At 34.1% G+C, this 19,420-nt stretch carries 13 protein-coding genes; 12 read left to right on the top strand and 1 reads right to left on the bottom strand.

Translation table 11 applies throughout. The annotated features are described in order from the left end of the window. Positions 1-192: 192 nt before the first annotated feature. Positions 193-1,581: a phosphoglucosamine mutase gene (gene glmM, locus ACNQGG_RS14100; RefSeq protein WP_417965005.1), complete on the bottom strand. Its 1,389-nt coding sequence runs from the start codon at positions 1,579-1,581 to the stop codon at positions 193-195. A gap of 119 nt (positions 1,582-1,700) precedes the next feature. Here glmM and ACNQGG_RS14095 point away from each other — a divergent pair, with 119 nt between their 5' ends. The 12 genes from ACNQGG_RS14095 to ACNQGG_RS14040 all read left to right on the top strand — a co-directional run bounded on the left by ACNQGG_RS14095 (position 1,701) and on the right by ACNQGG_RS14040 (position 19,420). Beyond that, entirely contained in the window at positions 1,701-2,285 is a 585-nt protein-coding gene (locus ACNQGG_RS14095) for an acyl carrier protein phosphodiesterase (RefSeq protein WP_417965003.1), read from the top strand. Further along, a complete protein-coding gene (gene ggt, locus ACNQGG_RS14090; RefSeq protein ID WP_417965001.1) occupies positions 2,282-3,967 on the top strand; it encodes a gamma-glutamyltransferase in 1,686 nt (561 codons plus the stop codon). The genes ACNQGG_RS14095 and ggt (ACNQGG_RS14090) overlap by 4 nt, the downstream gene beginning before the upstream one ends. A 14-nt stretch (positions 3,968-3,981) precedes the next feature. Then, complete coding sequence (gene ggt / locus ACNQGG_RS14085) at positions 3,982-5,667, top strand: gamma-glutamyltransferase (protein WP_417964999.1); 1,686 nt, start codon at positions 3,982-3,984, stop codon at positions 5,665-5,667. Positions 5,668-5,681: 14 nt separating this feature from the next. Continuing rightward, on the top strand, positions 5,682-6,350 hold the full coding sequence (locus tag ACNQGG_RS14080; protein WP_417964997.1) for a DNA alkylation repair protein: 669 nt from the start codon (positions 5,682-5,684) through the stop codon (positions 6,348-6,350). Between the two features lie 42 nt (positions 6,351-6,392). Further along, positions 6,393-8,177, top strand: a complete 1,785-nt coding sequence (locus ACNQGG_RS14075; RefSeq protein ID WP_417964995.1) for a chloride channel protein — start codon at positions 6,393-6,395, stop codon at positions 8,175-8,177. 87 nt (positions 8,178-8,264) lie between these two features. Continuing rightward, positions 8,265-11,096, top strand: a complete 2,832-nt coding sequence (gene uvrA, locus ACNQGG_RS14070) for an excinuclease ABC subunit UvrA (RefSeq protein WP_417964993.1) — start codon at positions 8,265-8,267, stop codon at positions 11,094-11,096. Positions 11,097-11,247: 151 nt separating this feature from the next. Continuing rightward, positions 11,248-11,688, top strand: a complete 441-nt coding sequence (locus ACNQGG_RS14065; RefSeq protein WP_417964991.1) for a DUF559 domain-containing protein — start codon at positions 11,248-11,250, stop codon at positions 11,686-11,688. Positions 11,689-11,981: 293 nt separating this feature from the next. Then, the gene (locus ACNQGG_RS14060; RefSeq protein ID WP_039107370.1) at positions 11,982-12,710 is read left to right on the top strand and encodes an LOG family protein; all 729 of its coding nucleotides are present in this window, start codon (positions 11,982-11,984) and stop codon (positions 12,708-12,710) included. Between the two features lie 189 nt (positions 12,711-12,899). Further along, positions 12,900-15,647 carry a gluzincin family metallopeptidase gene (locus ACNQGG_RS14055; protein WP_417965011.1) on the top strand — a complete coding sequence of 916 codons (2,748 nt, stop codon included), beginning with the start codon at positions 12,900-12,902 and terminating at the stop codon, positions 15,645-15,647. Positions 15,648-15,832: 185 nt separating this feature from the next. Next, positions 15,833-18,241: an alpha-ketoacid dehydrogenase subunit alpha/beta gene (locus ACNQGG_RS14050; RefSeq protein WP_417964989.1), complete on the top strand. Its 2,409-nt coding sequence runs from the start codon at positions 15,833-15,835 to the stop codon at positions 18,239-18,241. 137 nt (positions 18,242-18,378) lie between these two features. Then, positions 18,379-18,642 (top strand): hypothetical protein, encoded by a 264-nt coding sequence (locus ACNQGG_RS14045; protein WP_417964987.1) that lies wholly within the window; start codon positions 18,379-18,381, stop codon positions 18,640-18,642. 100 nt (positions 18,643-18,742) lie between these two features. Continuing rightward, entirely contained in the window at positions 18,743-19,420 is a 678-nt protein-coding gene (locus tag ACNQGG_RS14040) for a peptidoglycan DD-metalloendopeptidase family protein (protein WP_417964985.1), read from the top strand.

Raw genomic sequence — 19,420 nt, 5'->3', positions numbered from 1 at the left:
AACGATTTCTAACTTTAAAGACATAGTGTAGTCTTTTTGGGTACGCTTAACATACCGTGTTTCTTGTGCGGATTCCATAGAATACTTTTTTGTGTATCGCTATTTCAGGACTAGACATATTAAAAAAAAGAAACCCTTTCAAAAGCATTATACGCCGCTGAATGGGTTTTGTTTTTATATAAAACTGATGAATTATATTGCGGCAACTGCTTTTATTTCGTCAATAATTCGTAGTGCCAAAGCATCTGCTTTTTCTTGAGAAGCAGCTTCAGTATAAATGCGAATGATTGGTTCTGTATTCGATTTTCTAAGATGAACCCAATTTTCAGCAAAATCAATTTTCACACCGTCAATAGTGGTAATATCTTCATTTTTATATTTCTCCGTCATGGCAACTAGAATCGCATCCACATCAATTTGTGGCGTCAATTCAATTTTGTTTTTACTCATATAATATTCAGGGTACGAAGCACGCAAAGCAGAAACTGTCATTTTTTTGTTGGCCAAATGCGTCAAAAACAGCGCCACCCCTACCAAACTATCACGTCCATAATGCAATTCCGGATAAATGATTCCACCGTTTCCTTCACCACCTATCACAGCATTATTCTTTTTCATTAATTCCACTACATTTACCTCTCCTACTGCACTGGCTTCATAGCTTCCGTTATGTAAATTGGTAACATCACGCAAGGCACGAGAAGAAGACATATTTGAAACGGTGTTTCCCGGTGTTTTACTCAATACATAATCGGCGCAAGCCACCAAAGTATATTCTTCACCAAACATTTCACCGTCTTCGCAAATGAAAGCCAAACGATCAACATCAGGATCAACAACAATCCCTAAATCAGCTTTTTCATTTACTACCAATTCTGAAATATCAGTCAAATGTTCTTTTAACGGTTCTGGATTATGAGGAAAATGTCCGTTTGGTTCACAATATAGTTCTACTACTTCAACGCCCATTAATTCCAACAATCTTGGAATTATAATTCCACCCGAAGAATTTACACCATCCACAACCACTTTAAATTTAGCTGCTTTCACTGCATCAACATCTACCAAAGGCAAATTCAATACTTCGTCTATATGTATATCCATATAAGCATCGTTAATCATAATAACGCCTAAATCATCCACATCCGAGAAATCGAAAGCTTCGGCTTCAGCAATTTCAAGAATTTTAAGTCCTTCTTCTCCATTCAGGAATTCTCCTTTTTCGTTCAATAATTTCAAGGCATTCCATTGTTTTGGATTGTGCGAAGCCGTAAGAATAATTCCACCTTCGGCTTTTTCTAACGGAACGGCAACTTCAACAGTTGGTGTTGTAGAAAGACCCAAGTCAATCACGTCAATTCCTAAACCAATTAAAGTGTTTACCACCAAATTGTGAATCATTGGTCCCGAAATACGAGCGTCACGACCTACTACAACAGTGATTTTTTCTTTTCCAATATATTTTTTCAACCAAGTTCCGTATGCTGAAGCAAATTTAACAGCATCAACCGGTGTAAGATTATCACCAACTTTACCTCCTATTGTCCCACGAATTCCCGATATTGATTTTATTAAAGTCATTGATTATTATTTTAATTTTTGAATTATAAATTTTAAATTGCTCACAAATATAATAATTGACGGTTTATAAAAGTCATTTAGAATTCAAAATTCATCATTTAAATCCCTAAATTAGGCGAATGAATTTTCTAGCACACATATACCTTTCCGGAGATAATGATTTAATAAAAATTGGCAATTTCATGGCCGATGGAATTCGGGGGAAACATTTTGAAAGTTATCCTTTAGAAATTCAAAAAGGAATCATTCTGCATCGTGCCATTGACACTTTTACCGATGCACATCCCATTTTTAGAAGTAGCACTAAAAAGTTACATGAAAAATACCATCATTACGCGGGTGTAATTGTTGATGTTTTTTATGATCATTTTTTGGCTAAAAACTGGAGTACTTATTCTGATGAAAAATTGGAAGAATATGTAGCGCGCTTTTATCAATCTTTACAAAAAAATACTGCTACTCTATCCGAAAGAACCAAGGAAATAATGCCTTATATGATTGAACACAATTGGTTAGTAAGTTATCAAACCGTTGAAGGAATTAATCGAATTTTGACGCAAATGGACCATCGTACCAAAAACGAATCTAAAATGCGATTTGCCACTAATGAACTTTCTCTATTTTATCCAGAATTTGAAAAAGAGTTTACTAATTTCTTTCAAGAATTAATCCTATTTTCGAATACTAAAATAATTACTTTATGAAAAAAATACTTTTTCTACTTGCCTTTGCCGTTTTAGGTTGCAAATCGAATGAAAAAACTGTTGAACCAACTGGTTTAGTAACTTCAAAAGCTATGGTCGTTTCAGCTCGTGAAGAAGCTTCACAAATTGGAATTGAAATCATGAAAAAAGGGGGAAACGCTTTTGATGCAATGGTTGCCACGGAACTGGCATTAGCGGTTTCACATCCACAGGCAGGAAATATTGGTGGTGGAGGTTTCATGGTTTTCAGGAAAGCCAATGGCGAAACTGGAGCAATCGATTACAGAGAAAAAGCACCTTTGGCAGCGTCTAAAGATATGTTTCTGGACGAAAAAGGAAATGTAATCGAAGGAAAAAGTAGAGAAACCGCCCTGGCTTCCGGAATTCCGGGTACCATAGCAGGAATATTTGAAGTACACAAAAAATATGGCTCTTTACCTATAAGTGAAATTCTGAAACCTGTAATTGCCTTGGCTGAAAGAGGTGTTGTTGTCACTAAATTTCAAGCTGAAAGCTTGGCCTATTATAGAGCTTCTTTCCTAAAAAGTAATGGCCCGAATAGTTTGTTTTCGAAAGAATACAAGGAAAATGATACTATAAAATATCCAGCATTGGCAGCCACATTAAAACGAATTGCCATAAACGGTCGGGACGAATTTTATAAAGGAGAAACGGCTCAAAAATTAGTTGCTTTTCTTGCTAAAAAAGGAGGAAATGCCACATTAGAAGATTTAAACAGTTATAATGCCAAATGGAGAACTCCAATTACTTTTCAGTATAAAAATTTAAAAATCACTTCCATGTCGCCTCCCAGCAGTGGCGGAATTTGTCTGAATCAAATCATGAAAATGATTGAGCCTTTCAACATTTCACAAATGGGACACAACAGCGTAAAAACGATTCAAGTAATTACAGAAGCAGAACGAAGAGCCTATGCCGACAGGAATTACTTTTTAGGTGATCCAGATTTTGTAAAACTCCCTATAAAAGAATTACTAAGTCCTTCTTATTTAGAAAAAAGAATGAGTGATTTTTCATTCGATAAAGCTTCAAAATCCTCGGATATTGCCCATGGAGTAATCAAAGGATATGAAAGCAACCAAACTACGCATTATTCTATTGTAGATTCAAAAGGAAATGCTGTTTCTGCAACGACCACTTTAAATGATAATTATGGTTCTAAAATATATTGTGATGAATTGGGTTTCTTTTTGAATAATCAAATGGACGATTTCAGTGCCAAACCAGGAGTTCCTAACTTATACGGATTGACTGGAAGCGAAGCCAACAGCATTGCTCCCCAGAAAAGAATGTTGAGTTCTATGACGCCAACGATTGTAGAGAAAGACAACAAACTTTTCATGGTTGTAGGTACGCCGGGAGGTTCCACCATTATCACATCGGTTTTACAAACGATATTGAATGTGTATGAATTTGATATGAGTATGCAAGAAGCGGTAAATGCTCCACGTTTTCATCATCAGTGGTTACCAGATGAAATTACTTTTGAACCGAATTCATTCGATAAAGAATTATTAACCAATTTGAAGAAAAAAGGATATCTAATCAATGAAAAAAATAAAGAAATCATTGGCGAAGTAGATGCTGTTTTAATTCTTCCAAATGGAAAATTGGAAGGCGGTGCAGATAAAAGAGGTGATAATAAAGCCGTCGGTTTTTAAATTTTAATATTTAAATGAAAAAAATTATTATTCTATTGAGTATCTTTTCTATTGGTTGTAAAACCCAAAACGTTATGGTTCAACCCACTGGACTTGTTGCTAATAAAGCAATGGTAGTTTCGGCTCGTGAAGAAGCTTCCAAAATAGGTATTGAAATTATGAGAAAAGGAGGGAATGCTTTTGATGCTATGGTTGCAACCGAATTGGCTTTGGCGGTAGCCTACCCGTTTGCAGGAAATCTTGGCGGTGGTGGTTTTATGGTGTATCGAAAAGCAAACGGCGAAATTGGTTCATTGGATTACCGCGAAAAAGCGCCATTAGCAGCCACGAAAGACATGTTTCATGACGAAAAAGGAAATGTTATAAAAGGAAAAAGTACAACTACAGCACTTGCTATTGGAGTTCCTGGAACGATTGCCGGTGTTTTTGCAGTTCATAAAAAATTAGGTTCACTTCCAATAGAAGAAATATTAAAACCTGTAATTGCATTGGCAGAAAGAGGTGTCATTGTTACCAAAAAACAAGAACTTCGATTTAATGATTACAAAAATGAAATATTGAAAAAAAATGGTCCAAATTCTTTGTTTTCTAATATTTTCAAAGAAAATGATACTATCAAATATACTGCGTTAGCAAATACTTTAAAAAGAATCTCAAAAAACGGAAGAGATGAATTTTACAAAGGAGAAACAGCTCAAATATTAGTGGAATATCTTCAGGAAAAGGGGGCGATAATCACCTTGGAGGATTTGGCTAAATACGAAGCCAAATGGAGAACGCCACTTACTTTTGATTACAAGGATTTAAAGGTAATTTCTATGCCTCCACCCAGCAGTGGCGGAATTTGTCTGGCTGAAATATTTAAAATGATTGCACCTTTCGACCTGGCTAAAATGGGACATAACTCAACCGAAGCCATTCAAGTTATTGTAGAAGCCGAAAGAAGGGCTTACGCAGACAGAAGTTATTATCTGGGTGATCCAGATTTTGTAAAAATCCCTTTGAAAGCCTTAATGGATGATGATTATTTGAAACAAAGAATGTCAAATTTTAGTTTTGAAAAAGCCACTTTATCATCGGATATAAAAGAAGGAAAAGTAAATTATAATGAAAGTACGGAGACTACCCATTATTCAATTGTGGATCAGTTTGGTAATGCGGTTTCATCAACTACAACATTAAACGACGGGTATGGTTCAAAATATTATTGTGATGAATTGGGCTTTTTCCTCAACAATGAAATGGATGATTTCAGTGCCAAACCAGGTGAACCGAATATGTTTGGATTAGTAGGAAATGAAGCCAATAGCATTGCACCGCAAAAAAGAATGTTGAGTTCCATGACGCCAACAATTGTTGAGAAAAACGGAAAATTATTTATGGTTGTGGGTTCTCCCGGTGGTTCTACAATTATCACATCGGTATTGCAAACGATATTAAATGTTTACGAGTATCGTTTGAGTATGCAAGAAGCGGTAAATGCACCACGTTTTCACCACCAATGGTTACCGGATTTAATCACTTTTGAACCTAATACATTCGATACAAAAACCTTTGAAACCTTGAAATCAAAAGGATATCTTATCAATGAAAAAATAACACCCGTAATAGGAAAAGTGGATGCTATTTTGGTTTTACCAAATAAAAAACTCGAAGGTGGTGCTGATTTTAGAGGAGACGATAAAGCAGTTGGATTTTAAAAAATTAGCAATTTATGAACTTTATACTTGCCTTAGAAACCGATTTTACAGCAAATAAAAATCCTGAAAATGCCTTTGCGATGGCAAAATACATGAAGAATAACTTTCCTTTTTTTGGAATAAAAACGGAAGAACGAAGACGTATTTTTAAGGAAATTTGGAAAGAAAACAAAAACGAGGTTTCAGCAAACGCAAGAGTAATAGCACTAGATTTATATTCAAAACCAGAACGGGAATTTCATTATTGTGCGATTGAAATTTTGATAAAAGAACTCAAAGGGAATTATATAAAAGATGATATTCTACTGATTGAAAAAATTTTAGTCAACAATTCTTGGTGGGATAGTGTGGATACTATTTCGAAATACATTTTGGGCGAATATTTATTGGAATTTCCATTAGAAACTAAAAATGTAATAGAACTATTTTCAGAGTCTGAGAATATGTGGTTGAATCGAAGTGCTATTTTATTTCAATTGGATTACAAACAAAAAACAAATGCTGATTTTTTATTTTCAGAATGTCTTAAACAAGCACATTCAAAAGAATTTTTTATTCAAAAAGCAATTGGCTGGGCATTACGGGAATATGCAAAAACAAATCCCGAAACAGTGAAAAATTTTGTTCTAAACAATAATTTAAAACCATTAAGTACAAAAGAAGCATTAAAAAATATTTGTTGAAATTAAAATAATAGTAGTTTTGCACCCCTTTTAAAAATTATCATGTTCAAAAAATATATTTCGAAATTAGAAACCATAATAGCTTTTGCGCAATCTATGTTGACGCCAAAACAGTTTATATTTTTATCAGCGATTTTGGTTGGTATTTCTGCCGCTTTTGCTGTAATCGTTTTAAAAACTTTTGCGCACTGGGTATTTTATTTTGCTACTTATGTTAGTGGAATTTTAAAATTGGGTTTCATCAATAGTATTTTGCCTATAATTGGTATTTTGCTTACTGTTTTTGTTGTAAAAAGAGTTTTGGGAGGAACTATCCAAAAAGGAACTTCGCAAATTTTATATGCTGTAGCCAAAAAAGCGAGTATTATTCCAAAAAAACAAATGTATGCTCAAATCGTCACAAGTTCCTTGACAGTTGGGTTAGGAGGTTCTGCAGGTTTAGAAAGCCCGATTGTAATTACCGGTGCTGCTTTTGGTTCGAATTATGCCCAAAAATATAAATTAAGCTACAAAGACCGAACGCTACTTATTGGTTGTGGTGTAGCCGCTGGAATTGCCGCTGCCTTTAATGCACCAATTGCCGGAGTTTTATTTGCTATCGAAGTGCTGTTGGTTGATGTTAGTATTGCAGCATTTACGCCAATTATGATTGCTGCTGCAACAGGTGCTTTAGTTTCAGTAATTGCATTAGATGAAGAGATTTTGCTTTCGTTCAAACAACAACAAAGTTTTGATTATCATAACATTATTTTCTATGTTCTTTTAGGTTTGTTTACCGGATTTATTTCGGTTTATTATTCCCGTAATTTTCAGAAAGTAGAACATTTTTTCGCAAGACTTAAATTATCACCTTATAAAAAAGCATTCTTTGGTGCTTCTGTTTTGGCAATTCTAATTTTTATTTTCCCGACACTGTTTGGCGAAGGGTATGAAAGTATTAAAACATTATCTGAAAATAATCCCGGAAAATTATTGGAAAACACATTGTTTAGCGGTTTCCGAGACAATAGTTGGGCTTTATTAGTATTTGTAGGCATGACCATGATGTTGAAAGTTTTTGCAACTGGAATTACTTTAGGCAGTGGTGGAAACGGTGGAAATTTTGCTCCTTCCCTATTTTTAGGATCATATGTTGGTTTCTTTTTCTCTAAATTTTTAAATCTGACAGGACTTACTAAATTACCTGTAAGTAATTTTACTTTGGTTGGAATGGCCGGGATTTTAAGTGGTTTGTTTCATGCTCCTTTGACTGCGATATTCTTAATTGCTGAAATTACAGGAGGATACAACTTGATGATTCCATTAATGATTGTTGCTTCTATCAGTTTTGCTATTTCTAAACGATTTGAAAAACATTCCATGGATGTGAAAAATTTAGCCCAAAAAGGACATGCTTTTACCAGTAATAAAGACACCAATGTACTCTCTACATTAGATACTAATGCTATTATTCAAACGGATTATTTAACAGTTTCTCCTGATGAAAATCTAGAAAAATTAGTGGATTTAATTTCACATTCCAATCAAGTTATTTTTGCTGTCGTTGATAAAGACCGAAAAATAGTAGGAATCGTTCATTTTAATACCATCAGAGAAATTATTTTTAACCCATATCGCGTAAAATATACCTTGATAAAAGAAGTTATGATTCCGCCTATAGAAATAATATCCCCAGAAGATAGTATGGAAACGGTAATGAATAAATTTGAAAAAGCGAAAGTTGTTTTTCTACCGGTAATCAAAGAGGGTAAATATTATGGTTTTATTTCCAAATCTATCGCTCTTGAGGCCTATAGAGCCAAACTAAAATCGATGACGATAGAATAAATTATAATATTTCTTTTAACATAAACTTCTAAAGTGTTCTATCGAAAGAATAAATCAAAATGGTAACTTTGCTTTTTTGCAAAAATTATGTTAGACAAAGACAATACCATTGAAGTTCAAGGCGCTCGCGTTCACAATCTTAAAAATATAGATGTTTCCATTCCTCGTGAAAAACTGGTCGTAATTACCGGGCTTTCGGGTTCCGGAAAATCCTCGTTAGCTTTCGATACTATTTATGCCGAAGGGCAACGCCGCTATGTAGAAACTTTTTCTGCTTATGCGCGTCAATTTCTGGGTGGATTAGAACGTCCCGACGTCGATAAAATTGACGGACTTTCACCAGTAATTGCCATTGAACAAAAAACAACCAGTAAAAGTCCACGTTCCACCGTGGGAACCATCACAGAGATTTATGATTTCCTACGTTTGTTGTATGCTCGTGGTGCTGATGCATACAGCTACAATACAGGCGAAAAAATGGTAAGTTATAATGATGAACAAATCAAAGATTTGATTATTCAGGATTTTACCGGAAAACGCATTAATATTTTAGCGCCAGTTATTCGCGCTCGAAAAGGACATTATGCCGAGCTTTTCCAACAAATTGCCAAGCAAGGTTTCCTTAAAGTTCGCGTAAATGATGATATTCTGGACATTACTTTAGGAATGAAATTAGACCGTTATAAAACACATGATATAGAAATTGTTGTGGATCGAATGGTGATTGATGATACTCAGGAAAATGAAAAACGTTTGACTGAAAGCATCAACACTGCGATGCATCACGGGGAGAATGTATTGATGGTTTTAGATCAAGATTCTAATGAAGTCCGGTTTTTTAGTAGAAATTTGATGTGTCCGACAACAGGAATTTCATACCAAAATCCAGAACCGAATTTATTTTCTTTCAATTCCCCAAAAGGTGCTTGTGATCATTGCAACGGTCTAGGAACCGTGAATGAAATCAATACTAAAAAGATTATTCCAAATCCGAAATTGTCTATAAAAAATGGTGGTTTTGCTCCTTTGGGAGAATACAAATCCTCTTGGATTTTTAAGCAATTGGAAATCATAGGAGAAAAATACAGTTTCAAATTGACAGATGCAGTAGAAACCATTCCGGAGGAAGCAATGGAAATGATTTTGAATGGCGGAAAAGAAAAATTCACCATCAACTCCAAAGATTTAGGCGTTGCACGAGAATACAAAATTGATTTTGAAGGGATTTCACATTTCATAAAAAACCAGCATGACGAAAGCGGTTCAACATCCATAAAACGTTGGGCAAAGGAATTCATGGACGAAATAAAATGTCCTGTTTGTGAAGGTTCCCGTTTGAAAAAAGAAGCGCTATTCTTTAAAATCAATGAAAAAAATATTACTGAATTATGTGATATGGACATTTCGGATTTGACCGCTTGGTTTTATAATTTAGACAGCCATTTATCTGATAAACAAAAACGTATCGCCACTGAAGTAATTAAAGAGATTAAGGATCGATTGAACTTTTTGATGAATGTAGGTTTGGATTATTTGGCTTTAAGCCGAAGTTCCAAATCACTTTCGGGAGGTGAAGCACAACGCATTCGATTAGCCACTCAAATTGGTTCACAACTTGTTGGTGTTTTGTATATTCTGGATGAACCAAGTATTGGTTTACACCAAAGAGACAATGACAAATTGATTCATTCTCTAGAACAATTACGGGATATTGGAAACTCCGTGATTGTGGTGGAACACGATAAAGACATGATTGAACGTGCCGATTATGTGATTGATATTGGACCAAAAGCAGGAAAATATGGTGGTGAAATCATCAGTAAAGGAACACCTGCTGAAATCCTGAAACATCACACTATTACAGCGATGTATATGAACGGCGAAATGAAAATTGAAGTTCCGACAAAACGTCGGGAGGGAAATGGAAAATTCCTAAAACTGACCGGAGCAACAGGAAACAACCTGAAAAATGTTTCTATAGAATTGCCTTTGGGCAAAATGATTTGCGTGACTGGAGTTTCGGGAAGCGGAAAATCAACTTTGATCAATGAGACGCTTTACCCTATTTTAAATGCGTATTATTTCAACGGCGTCAAAAAACCACAGCCCTATAAAAAAATTGAAGGATTGGAACATATCGATAAAGTGATTGATATTGACCAAAGTCCGATTGGCAGAACGCCAAGAAGTAATCCAGCAACCTACACCGAAGTTTTTACCGAAATCAGAAATCTGTTTACCATGACTTCCGAAAGTATGATTCGGGGATATAAAGCGGGAAGATTTAGTTTTAATGTGAAAGGTGGACGTTGCGAAACCTGCGAAGGTTCTGGTGTGAGAACGATTGAAATGAACTTTCTGCCTGATGTTTATGTGGAATGTGAAACGTGTCAAGGGAAACGTTTTAACAGAGAAACATTGGAGATTCGATTTAAAGGAAAATCCATTTCGGATGTGTTGAATATGACGGTGGATGAAGCGGTTCCGTTTTTTGAAATGATCCCGAAGATTTATGGAAAAGTAAAAACCATTCAGGATGTTGGTTTGGGTTATATTACGCTGGGTCAACAAAGCACCACTCTTTCAGGTGGTGAAGCACAACGCATCAAACTGGCAGGTGAATTATCCAAAAAAGATACCGGAAACACGTTTTATATTTTGGATGAACCGACAACGGGATTGCATTTTGAAGACATCAGAGTATTGATGGAAGTAATCAATAAACTGGTTGATAAAGGGAATACGATATTGATTATCGAGCACAATATGGACGTAATTAAACTGGCCGATTACATTATAGATATTGGTCCTGAAGGAGGAAAAGGTGGCGGACAACTTATTGCCAAAGGAACACCTGAAGAAATTATAAAAATTAAGAAGAGTTATACAGCGCAGTTTTTGAAAAAAGAGCTCGCTTAAATTCCCCTCCTCTGGAGGGGTGCCCGAAGGGCGGGGTGGTTTTTATTTACTTTCATTTTTGCTACAATTGACATTTTTCTGTAAATTCAACAAAAAATTCCTCAGCATAAATGACAACACATCCAAAGAAGTGGAATAAAAAGCTAATTGTATGGAAAACAATAGAGAAATAGCGGCTTATATAAACACACAGCCTATTTATAGAAATTTTATTGAAAACTTACCCTACAATATAAAACTAAAAGCTAGATCCCGAGCATTGCGTAAAGCAGGTGTGCTATCAGAAGTCATTTTTTGGTTGCAAGTTCATAAAGGAATGTTCTGGAAAATAGATTTTGACAGACAAAGAATTATAGGTAATTATATTGTAGATTTTTATGTAAAAACTTTAGGATTGGTAATCGAAATTGACGGTTCAAGCCATGATAACAAAGAGGAATACGATCAAAAAAGAGAAGATTATCTCATTTCATTAGGATTAAAGGTTTATAAAATTTCGGATTTAAGGGTAAAACATGATTTGAATAATGTGATGATAGAGCTAGAGAAATATATTGTTGTAGAATTTGGAAATAAAGCAATTAATCTCTGAAATTTTGACAATAAAACCACCCCGCCCTTCGGGCACCCCTCCAAAAGAGGGGAAAAGAAGACAGAATAATGGTAGCCAAAGGAACTCCGGAAGAAATTATAAAAATTAAGAAGAGTTATACGGCTCAGTTTTTGAAAAAAGAGTTACTTTAGTATTTGGGAGCCCTAGCCCTGATGGAAGCGGCATCCTTTTATGCCGGTGTTCGGCATAAAAGATAAAGCGGACAGCAGGACACGAGCGAAGCGAACTGACGAAGTAAATAGCTCCAAAAAATAAGATTTAAAATATAGCATATGAGATTAGAAGATTTTGACAATGACGAGGATAAAGTAATCCAAGATAGACTGAAAAGAAAGACTTGGAACGAAATACGAACCAATGACAGTTGGGCGATTTTTAAAATCATGGCCGAATTTGTAAATGGTTATGAAAGCATGGGACGCATTGGTCCGTGTGTGACTATTTTTGGCTCGGCAAGAACAAAACCGGAAGATAAATATTATTTGCTTGCCGAGAAAATTGCCTACAAAATCAGTAAAGCCGGTTATGGCGTCATTACTGGCGGTGGTCCGGGAATTATGGAAGCGGGAAATAAAGGCGCACATCTGGGGGGAGGAACCTCGGTGGGATTGAATATAGTATTGCCCTTTGAACAACATTATAATCCATATATTGATGGGGATAAGAACTTGAATTTCGATTATTTCTTTGTTCGAAAAGTGATGTTTGTAAAATATTCCCAAGGTTTTGTTGTGATGCCAGGAGGTTTTGGAACTATGGATGAATTATTTGAAGCAATGACTTTAATTCAGACGAAAAAAATTGCAAAATTTCCAATAATATTAGTTGGAACTTCCTTTTGGGCAGGATTGATTGACTGGATAAAAACGGTTTTAATAGAAAAAGAACATACGGTAAGTGCTGAAGACATGAATTTATTTAAAATTGTCGACACTGAAGATGAAGTAGTTGATGTCTTAGATAAATTCTATAAAAAATACGATTTAACTCCAAATTTTTAATTGAAAAGCTGTCTAACCAACAGCTTTTTTTATATTTTATCAGATTTTATTCCATTTTTATCCAATAACTAAGTATATTTATTTTTTTAATAAATTGAGCCCCAAAAGTTGAAATCATTCTATAAAATTACCTTTTATACTCTTGTTTTATTGATTTCAGTAAAACAATATGCGCAACATCATTCCAAAATGATTGTTGAGTTGAATTCAGCGGACAAAACATTGAATATTCAGCAAGAAATCTCTTTTTTCAACCAATCAAGTGACACATTGACTTCTATAGTCTTGAACGATTGGAACAATGCGTATTCTAATAAAAACACTCCTTTGGCCAAACGATTTTCGGATGAATTTTACAGAGGTTTTCATTTGGCTAAAGAAGAAGAACGTGGAAGCACAAATAATTTAACCATTATTGATGCGAATCTATTATTCGTTACATGGGGAAAAACAGAGAAAAATCCAGATTATATTGAAGTTAAATTAAGGGAGAAACTACTTCCAAATCAAAAAACTACTTTACATCTCACTTATATTACAAAAATTCCAAGTGATAAATTCACCAAATACGGATTTAATGATAAGGCCGAAATGAATCTTAAAAACTGGTTCCTTACTCCTGCCCGTTATGAAAACCATGATTTTATTCGAAATAGCAACAACAATTTAGATGATATTGCTAATGCGGTTTCTAATTTTGATATTACTTTGAAAATACCCGTAGGCTTAGAAGTTACTTCTGATTTAAATAGTAGTTTACCAAACAAAGCCGAAAATTTTTCTAACTATAAATTGTATGGAAACAACCGAACTGATTTTAGCCTTTTTGTAGAACCAAAATCCAGCTTCATCAGTTTTAAAAACAATACAACCGAAGCACTCACTAATCTCAAAGAAAATAAAATAAGTGCCATTCAAAAAGCAGTTATTGTAGATCGTGTGATGGATTATGTAAATAAGCTTGTTGGGAAATATCCACATGAAAAAATAATAGTTTCCCAAACTGATTATGAGAGAAATCCTTTTTATGGATTAAACCAATTGCCTTCTTTTTTAAGTCCGTTTTCGGATGAATTTATATTCGAGATTAAATTTTTAAAAACCTATTTGAATTCCTACTTAAAGACTAGTTTGCGTTTAGATCCTCGAAAAGACAACTGGATTTATGATGGAATTCAAGTGTATGCCATGATGAAATACATTGATGAAAATCATCCAGATGCAAAGATGTTTGGCAGTGTTTCTAAACTTCGATTATTAAAAAGCTATAACTTAACTAATTTAAGTTTTAATGAGCAATACAGCTATTTTTATATGCTGATGGCCAGAAAAAACCTGGACCAGACACTTGGAGATCCAAAAAATAGTTTGATAAAATTCAACGAACAAATTGCCAGTAAATACCGTGCCGGATTAAGTTTTATATATCTGGACGATTATCTTGAGCATGGTGAAGTAAACAATGGCATTCGTCAATTCTATGTTGAAAACAAGGAAAAACAAGTTTCAAGAACTGATTTTGAAAGGATACTAAAATTCAATACTGATAAAGATATCAACTGGTTTTTTAAAACCATAATTGGTTCTCGTGAAATCATTGATTATAAATTTATTGACGTCTCAAAAACTAAAGACAGTATTACTTTTTCAGTAAAAAACAAAACCAATGTCTCGGTTCCTGTTCCGGTTTATGGAGTAAAAAAAGGGGAAATAGTTTTTAAAAAATGGCTTGACGCCAATGAAACAGACAGCACTTTTACCATTGAAAGAAAAAATGCAGATAAAATCGTTTTAAATTACAATAATGAAGTTCCGGAATACAATTTAAGAAATAACTGGAAAAAATTAGAAGGTTTTTTTCCGAATAATCGTCCTGTAAAATTTGTCTTTATGAAGGATTTAGAAGATCCGTATTATAATCAAGTCCTTTATGTTCCAACGCTAACCTACAATTATTATGATGGACTGAGTCCAGGATTAAGGCTTCATAACAAAACTATTTTAGACAAGCCTTTTATATTTGATATCAATCCCGCTTATTCCACAAAAACAGATAATCTCTCTGGTTCCGCAGCTTTTTCCGTAAATCAAAATTACAGAAACAGCACGCTTTATAACATGAGGTATTCTGTATCTGGGTCCTATTTTCATTATGCGCCGGATGCAGCTTATCTTAGAATAAATCCTATGGTTCAATTACGAATCCGGGAAGAAAACTTTAGAGACAATAGAAAACAACTTATAATGATTCGTCAAGTATTGGTGAATAGAGAAAAAAGTGCTTTAGTTGTTGATAATTCAACTGAAAATTATTCGGTTTTTGATGCTAAATACTTTAATACCAGAACTGAGGTTACCAATCATTTTAGTTTCATGTCTGATATACAACTATCCGGTAAATTTGGTAAAATTGCGAGTGAAATAGAATACAGAAAATTATTTGAAAACAACCTTCAGATTAATTTAAGATTGTATGCCGGTAGCTTTTTATACAACACAACCGCTTCAGATTTTTTTAGTTTTGCCTTAGACCGCCCAACTGATTATTTATTTGATTATAACTATTACGGCAGGTCTGAAAGTAAGGGTTTTTATAGCCAACAATTTATATTAGCCGAAGGTGGTTTTAAATCAAAACTGAATATCCCTTTTGCCAATCAATGGATTACGACCTTAAACGGAAGTTTTAATATTTGGAATTGGATGGAAGTATATGGAGACATTGGTCTTATTAAAAATAGAACCCAAAATGCGAGATTCGTTTATGATAGTGGAATCCGTCTGAACCTGGTAACGGACTATTTCGAATTGTATTTTCCAATTTATTCCAACAATGGATGGGAAATTGCCCAAAATAACTACAACGAAAAAATACGGTTTGTGGTAACATTCTCTCCAAAAACATTAATCAATCTTTTTAATCGAAAATGGTTCTAATCTAAGATAAAAACCAACAACAATTGCATTATTCTCTAAAAAACAACTATTTACGTACGCATAATAAAATAATACATCTACGAAATACGAATTAACTACTAATAATTAAATTATATTTCTTTTAAGGAATTATGAAAATAGCTAGTTTTTAATTAAATTTGCATCACAAAGTTATACTTTCAATTATGATAAAAGAAAAAATCAATACTACCCTGACATTTGAAGATTTCAAAACTGAAGTATTAGGTGACTATAAAATAGCCACAATTAGCAGGGAATGTAGCCTGTTAGGACGCAAAGAAGTATTGACTGGAAAGGCTAAATTTGGAATATTTGGCGACGGTAAAGAAGTGCCACAGTTAGCTATGGCAAAAGCCTTCAAAAATGGAGATTTCCGTTCCGGCTATTATCGTGATCAAACTTTTATGATGGCCATTGGGGAATTAACCATACAACAGTTTTTTGCGGGTTTATACGGACATACTGATATTGAACAAGAACCAATGTCAGCAGGAAGACAAATGGGTGGGCATTTTGCTACACATAGTTTGAACGAAGATGGGTCTTGGAAAGATTTAACCAAACAAAAAAATTCAAGTGCTGACATCTCTCCTACCGCGGCACAAATGCCTCGATTATTAGGATTAGCGCAAGCATCAAAAATATACCGCCAAGTTTCAGGAATTACCAATGCCGCAAATTTTTCTGTAGATGGTAATGAAATCGCTTGGGGAACAATAGGAAATGCAAGTACCTCTGAAGGATTATTCTTTGAGACTATAAATGCTGCCGGGGTTTTACAAGTACCTATGGTTATGAGTGTTTGGGATGATGAATATGGAATTTCTGTTCATGCAAGACATCAAACAACCAAAGAAAGTATTTCTGAAATTTTAAAAGGATACCAACGAGAAAATAATACCAACGGCTTTGAAATACTAAAAGTAAAAGGTTGGGATTATGCCGACTTAGTTGCTACTTATGAAAAAGCGGCTTCTATTGCTCGTGAAAAGCACATACCGGTTTTAATTCATGTCAACGAATTGACTCAGCCACAAGGACATTCCAGTTCAGGATCTCATGAGCGCTATAAAGATTCGAATCGATTGGCGTGGGAAAAAGATTTTGATTGTCTCCGTCAAATGAAACTATGGATGATTGCTATCAATGTTGCTTCTCCAGAAGAAATTGAAGCAATTGATTTACAAGCGAAGAAAGATGTTTTTGAAGCTAAAAAAGCGGCATGGAACGCTTTCATTGAACCTATAGTTGAAGAGCAAAAAGAATTGGTTTCTTTATTACAAAAAATAGCCGTAAAAAGTAACAATAAAGAAAGAATATTAAAACTGATTACTGATTTAAACAGTATAAAATCACCTTTGAAAAAGGAAATTCTTGTAACTGCTCGAAAAGTACTGCGTTTAATAATCAACGAAACGGGCAAAGAGGAATTGTCTCTTTGGATCACTTCATATACTACTAAAACCCAACAAAAATTTAGCAGCAACTTATTTTCGGAAACAGATTTGAACGTGTTCTCAGTAGAAAAGGTTTTACCTGAATATTCAGAAAATGCAAAAGAAGATACAGACGGACGCATGATTTTGCGTGACAATTTTGATGCTATTTTTACAAAACACCCTGAAACACTAATTTTTGGTGAAGATGCCGGGAACATTGGTGATGTAAACCAAGGCTTAGAAGGGATGCAAGAAAAATATGGAGAACTTCGCGTTGCCGATGTTGGGATTCGTGAAGCAACCATAATTGGTCAAGGTATTGGAATGGCTTTAAGAGGTTTGCGCCCTATTGCCGAAATTCAATATTTGGATTATTTATTGTACGCTATCCAAATCATGAGTGATGATTTAGCAACATTGAGATACCGTACCGTAGGCAAGCAAAAAGCACCACTTATAATAAGAACACGTGGTCATCGATTGGAAGGAATCTGGCATTCTGGTTCCCCTATGGGAATGATTATAAATGCGATAAGAGGAATTCACGTTTTGGTTCCTAGAAACATGACACAGGCAGCTGGTTTTTATAACAGCTTATTAGAATGTGATGAGCCTGCTCTAGTAATCGAATGCTTGAATGGATACCGTTTAAAAGAAAAAATGCCGTTGAATTATGGCGAATTTAAAACACCAATTGGAGTTGTGGAAACGTTGAAAGAAGGCACAGATATTACACTTGTTTCTTATGGTTCCACTTTAAGATTAATACAACAAGCAGCCAAAGAATTACTCGAAGTAGGTATTGATTGCGAGATTATAGATTTACAATCATTATTGCCTTTTGATGTCAAACAAGATGTTGTAAAAAGTATTGCCAAAACAAATCGTCTTTTAGTAATAGACGAAGATGTTCCCGGTGGTGCTTCAGCCTATATTTTACAACAAATTATAGAACAACAAGATGCTTATAATTATTTAGACAGCAAACCGCAAACATTAACTGCAAAAGCGCACCGACCGGCTTATGGAACGGATGGAGACTATTTCTCTAAACCATCTTCAGAAGATATTTTTGAAAAAGTATATGGAATGATGAATGAAGTAAATCCAGTTAAATATCCAAGTTTGTATTAAAACTTAATTATTTATAAATTGAAATCCCAATCTTTAGGTTTGGATTTTTTTTGAATTCAAATTAATAGTTTGTTTTTAACAATTAAAATACTAAATTGGTAATCAATTAATTAGTCAATAACTATAATAAAAATAATATGAAAAAAATAATATTGGTTTTAGGAGTACTTTCAATGATAACAATTGTTTCCTGCAAGAAAAAAGATGATAATCCTATTGCTCCGCAAGTGGAAACATCAAACCCAACAACAACTTCAACTTCGGAAGGTTCTGGAGAAGTAAAAGATAGTACCTCTATAAAAGTTGGTACTGATGGTCTAAATGTTACAACTAAAGATGGAGCTACTAAAACTAGTGTAAATGTTTCTGGTGGAGAGGCCAAAATTGAGATTAAAAAGTAACATTCAATTATTCTCTTAATTAAAAGTTATAATGCCAATGTAAATTTTTTATGTTGGCATTTTTTAATTTATTTTAATGTTTATTAAAAAACAATAGAAAATGAACGCTTTGGAAACCATTTTAAAAAGCCTACAAAATGTCAAAGTGATTGACTATTCCATTGATTATAAAAGTTATATCCCTTTGGATTTATCCACTCTCAATATTGAATTATTAAAACTTGATGTTAGCAATTCGATAGATTTCGAAAAATATATTGAGAATTATTTAACAACAAGCAAGGCAAAAGTAGCCTTTGGAGGATATAATGAAGAACGCAATTTATACAAAAGAAGTGCTGTCTTTAATGATCCATCAGCAAAAGAGAGGAATATTCATATAGGATTAGATCTATGGGTAAAATCTGGGACTCCAGTATTAGCAGCACTTGATGGAACTATTCATAGTTTTAATTACAATACTGGCTTAGGAGATTATGGTCCGACCTTAATTTTAGAACACAAAATAGAAAATCAGATTTTTTATACTTTATATGGCCATCTCTCGCTAGAAAGTATTACTGAAATTGAAATTGGGGAGGTTGTTAAAAAAGGGAAACAAATAGCAACTTTAGGCAATTCAGTAATTAATGGAGACTATTCTCCACATTTACATTTTCAAATTATAAAAAACATAGGAGATAATTTTGGAGATTATCCGGGAGTTTGCAGTAAAAGTGATTTGGATTATTATTTAGAAAACTGTCCAGATCCAAATTTATTATTAAAAATTACATAA

The sequence above is a fragment of the Flavobacterium esculini genome (genome assembly GCF_048284325.1).
GTDB lineage: Bacteria > Bacteroidota > Bacteroidia > Flavobacteriales > Flavobacteriaceae > Flavobacterium.
This window is presented reverse-complemented; position numbering and strand designations above follow the sequence as displayed.

Excerpts from the sequence above, each read along its gene's own strand:
- glmM (WP_417965005.1), bottom strand. The coding sequence starts at position 1,581 with ATGACTTTAATAAAATCAATATCGGGAATTCGTGGGACAATAGGAGGT.
- ACNQGG_RS14095 (WP_417965003.1), top strand. The coding sequence starts at position 1,701 with ATGAATTTTCTAGCACACATATACCTTTCCGGAGATAATGATTTAATA.
- ggt (WP_417965001.1), top strand. The coding sequence starts at position 2,282 with ATGAAAAAAATACTTTTTCTACTTGCCTTTGCCGTTTTAGGTTGCAAA.
- ggt (WP_417964999.1), top strand. The coding sequence starts at position 3,982 with ATGAAAAAAATTATTATTCTATTGAGTATCTTTTCTATTGGTTGTAAA.
- ACNQGG_RS14080 (WP_417964997.1), top strand. The coding sequence starts at position 5,682 with ATGAACTTTATACTTGCCTTAGAAACCGATTTTACAGCAAATAAAAAT.
- ACNQGG_RS14075 (WP_417964995.1), top strand. The coding sequence starts at position 6,393 with ATGTTCAAAAAATATATTTCGAAATTAGAAACCATAATAGCTTTTGCG.
- uvrA (WP_417964993.1), top strand. The coding sequence starts at position 8,265 with ATGTTAGACAAAGACAATACCATTGAAGTTCAAGGCGCTCGCGTTCAC.
- ACNQGG_RS14065 (WP_417964991.1), top strand. The coding sequence starts at position 11,248 with ATGGAAAACAATAGAGAAATAGCGGCTTATATAAACACACAGCCTATT.
- ACNQGG_RS14060 (WP_039107370.1), top strand. The coding sequence starts at position 11,982 with ATGAGATTAGAAGATTTTGACAATGACGAGGATAAAGTAATCCAAGAT.
- ACNQGG_RS14055 (WP_417965011.1), top strand. The coding sequence starts at position 12,900 with ATGATTGTTGAGTTGAATTCAGCGGACAAAACATTGAATATTCAGCAA.
- ACNQGG_RS14050 (WP_417964989.1), top strand. The coding sequence starts at position 15,833 with ATGATAAAAGAAAAAATCAATACTACCCTGACATTTGAAGATTTCAAA.
- ACNQGG_RS14045 (WP_417964987.1), top strand. The coding sequence starts at position 18,379 with ATGAAAAAAATAATATTGGTTTTAGGAGTACTTTCAATGATAACAATT.
- ACNQGG_RS14040 (WP_417964985.1), top strand. The coding sequence starts at position 18,743 with ATGAACGCTTTGGAAACCATTTTAAAAAGCCTACAAAATGTCAAAGTG.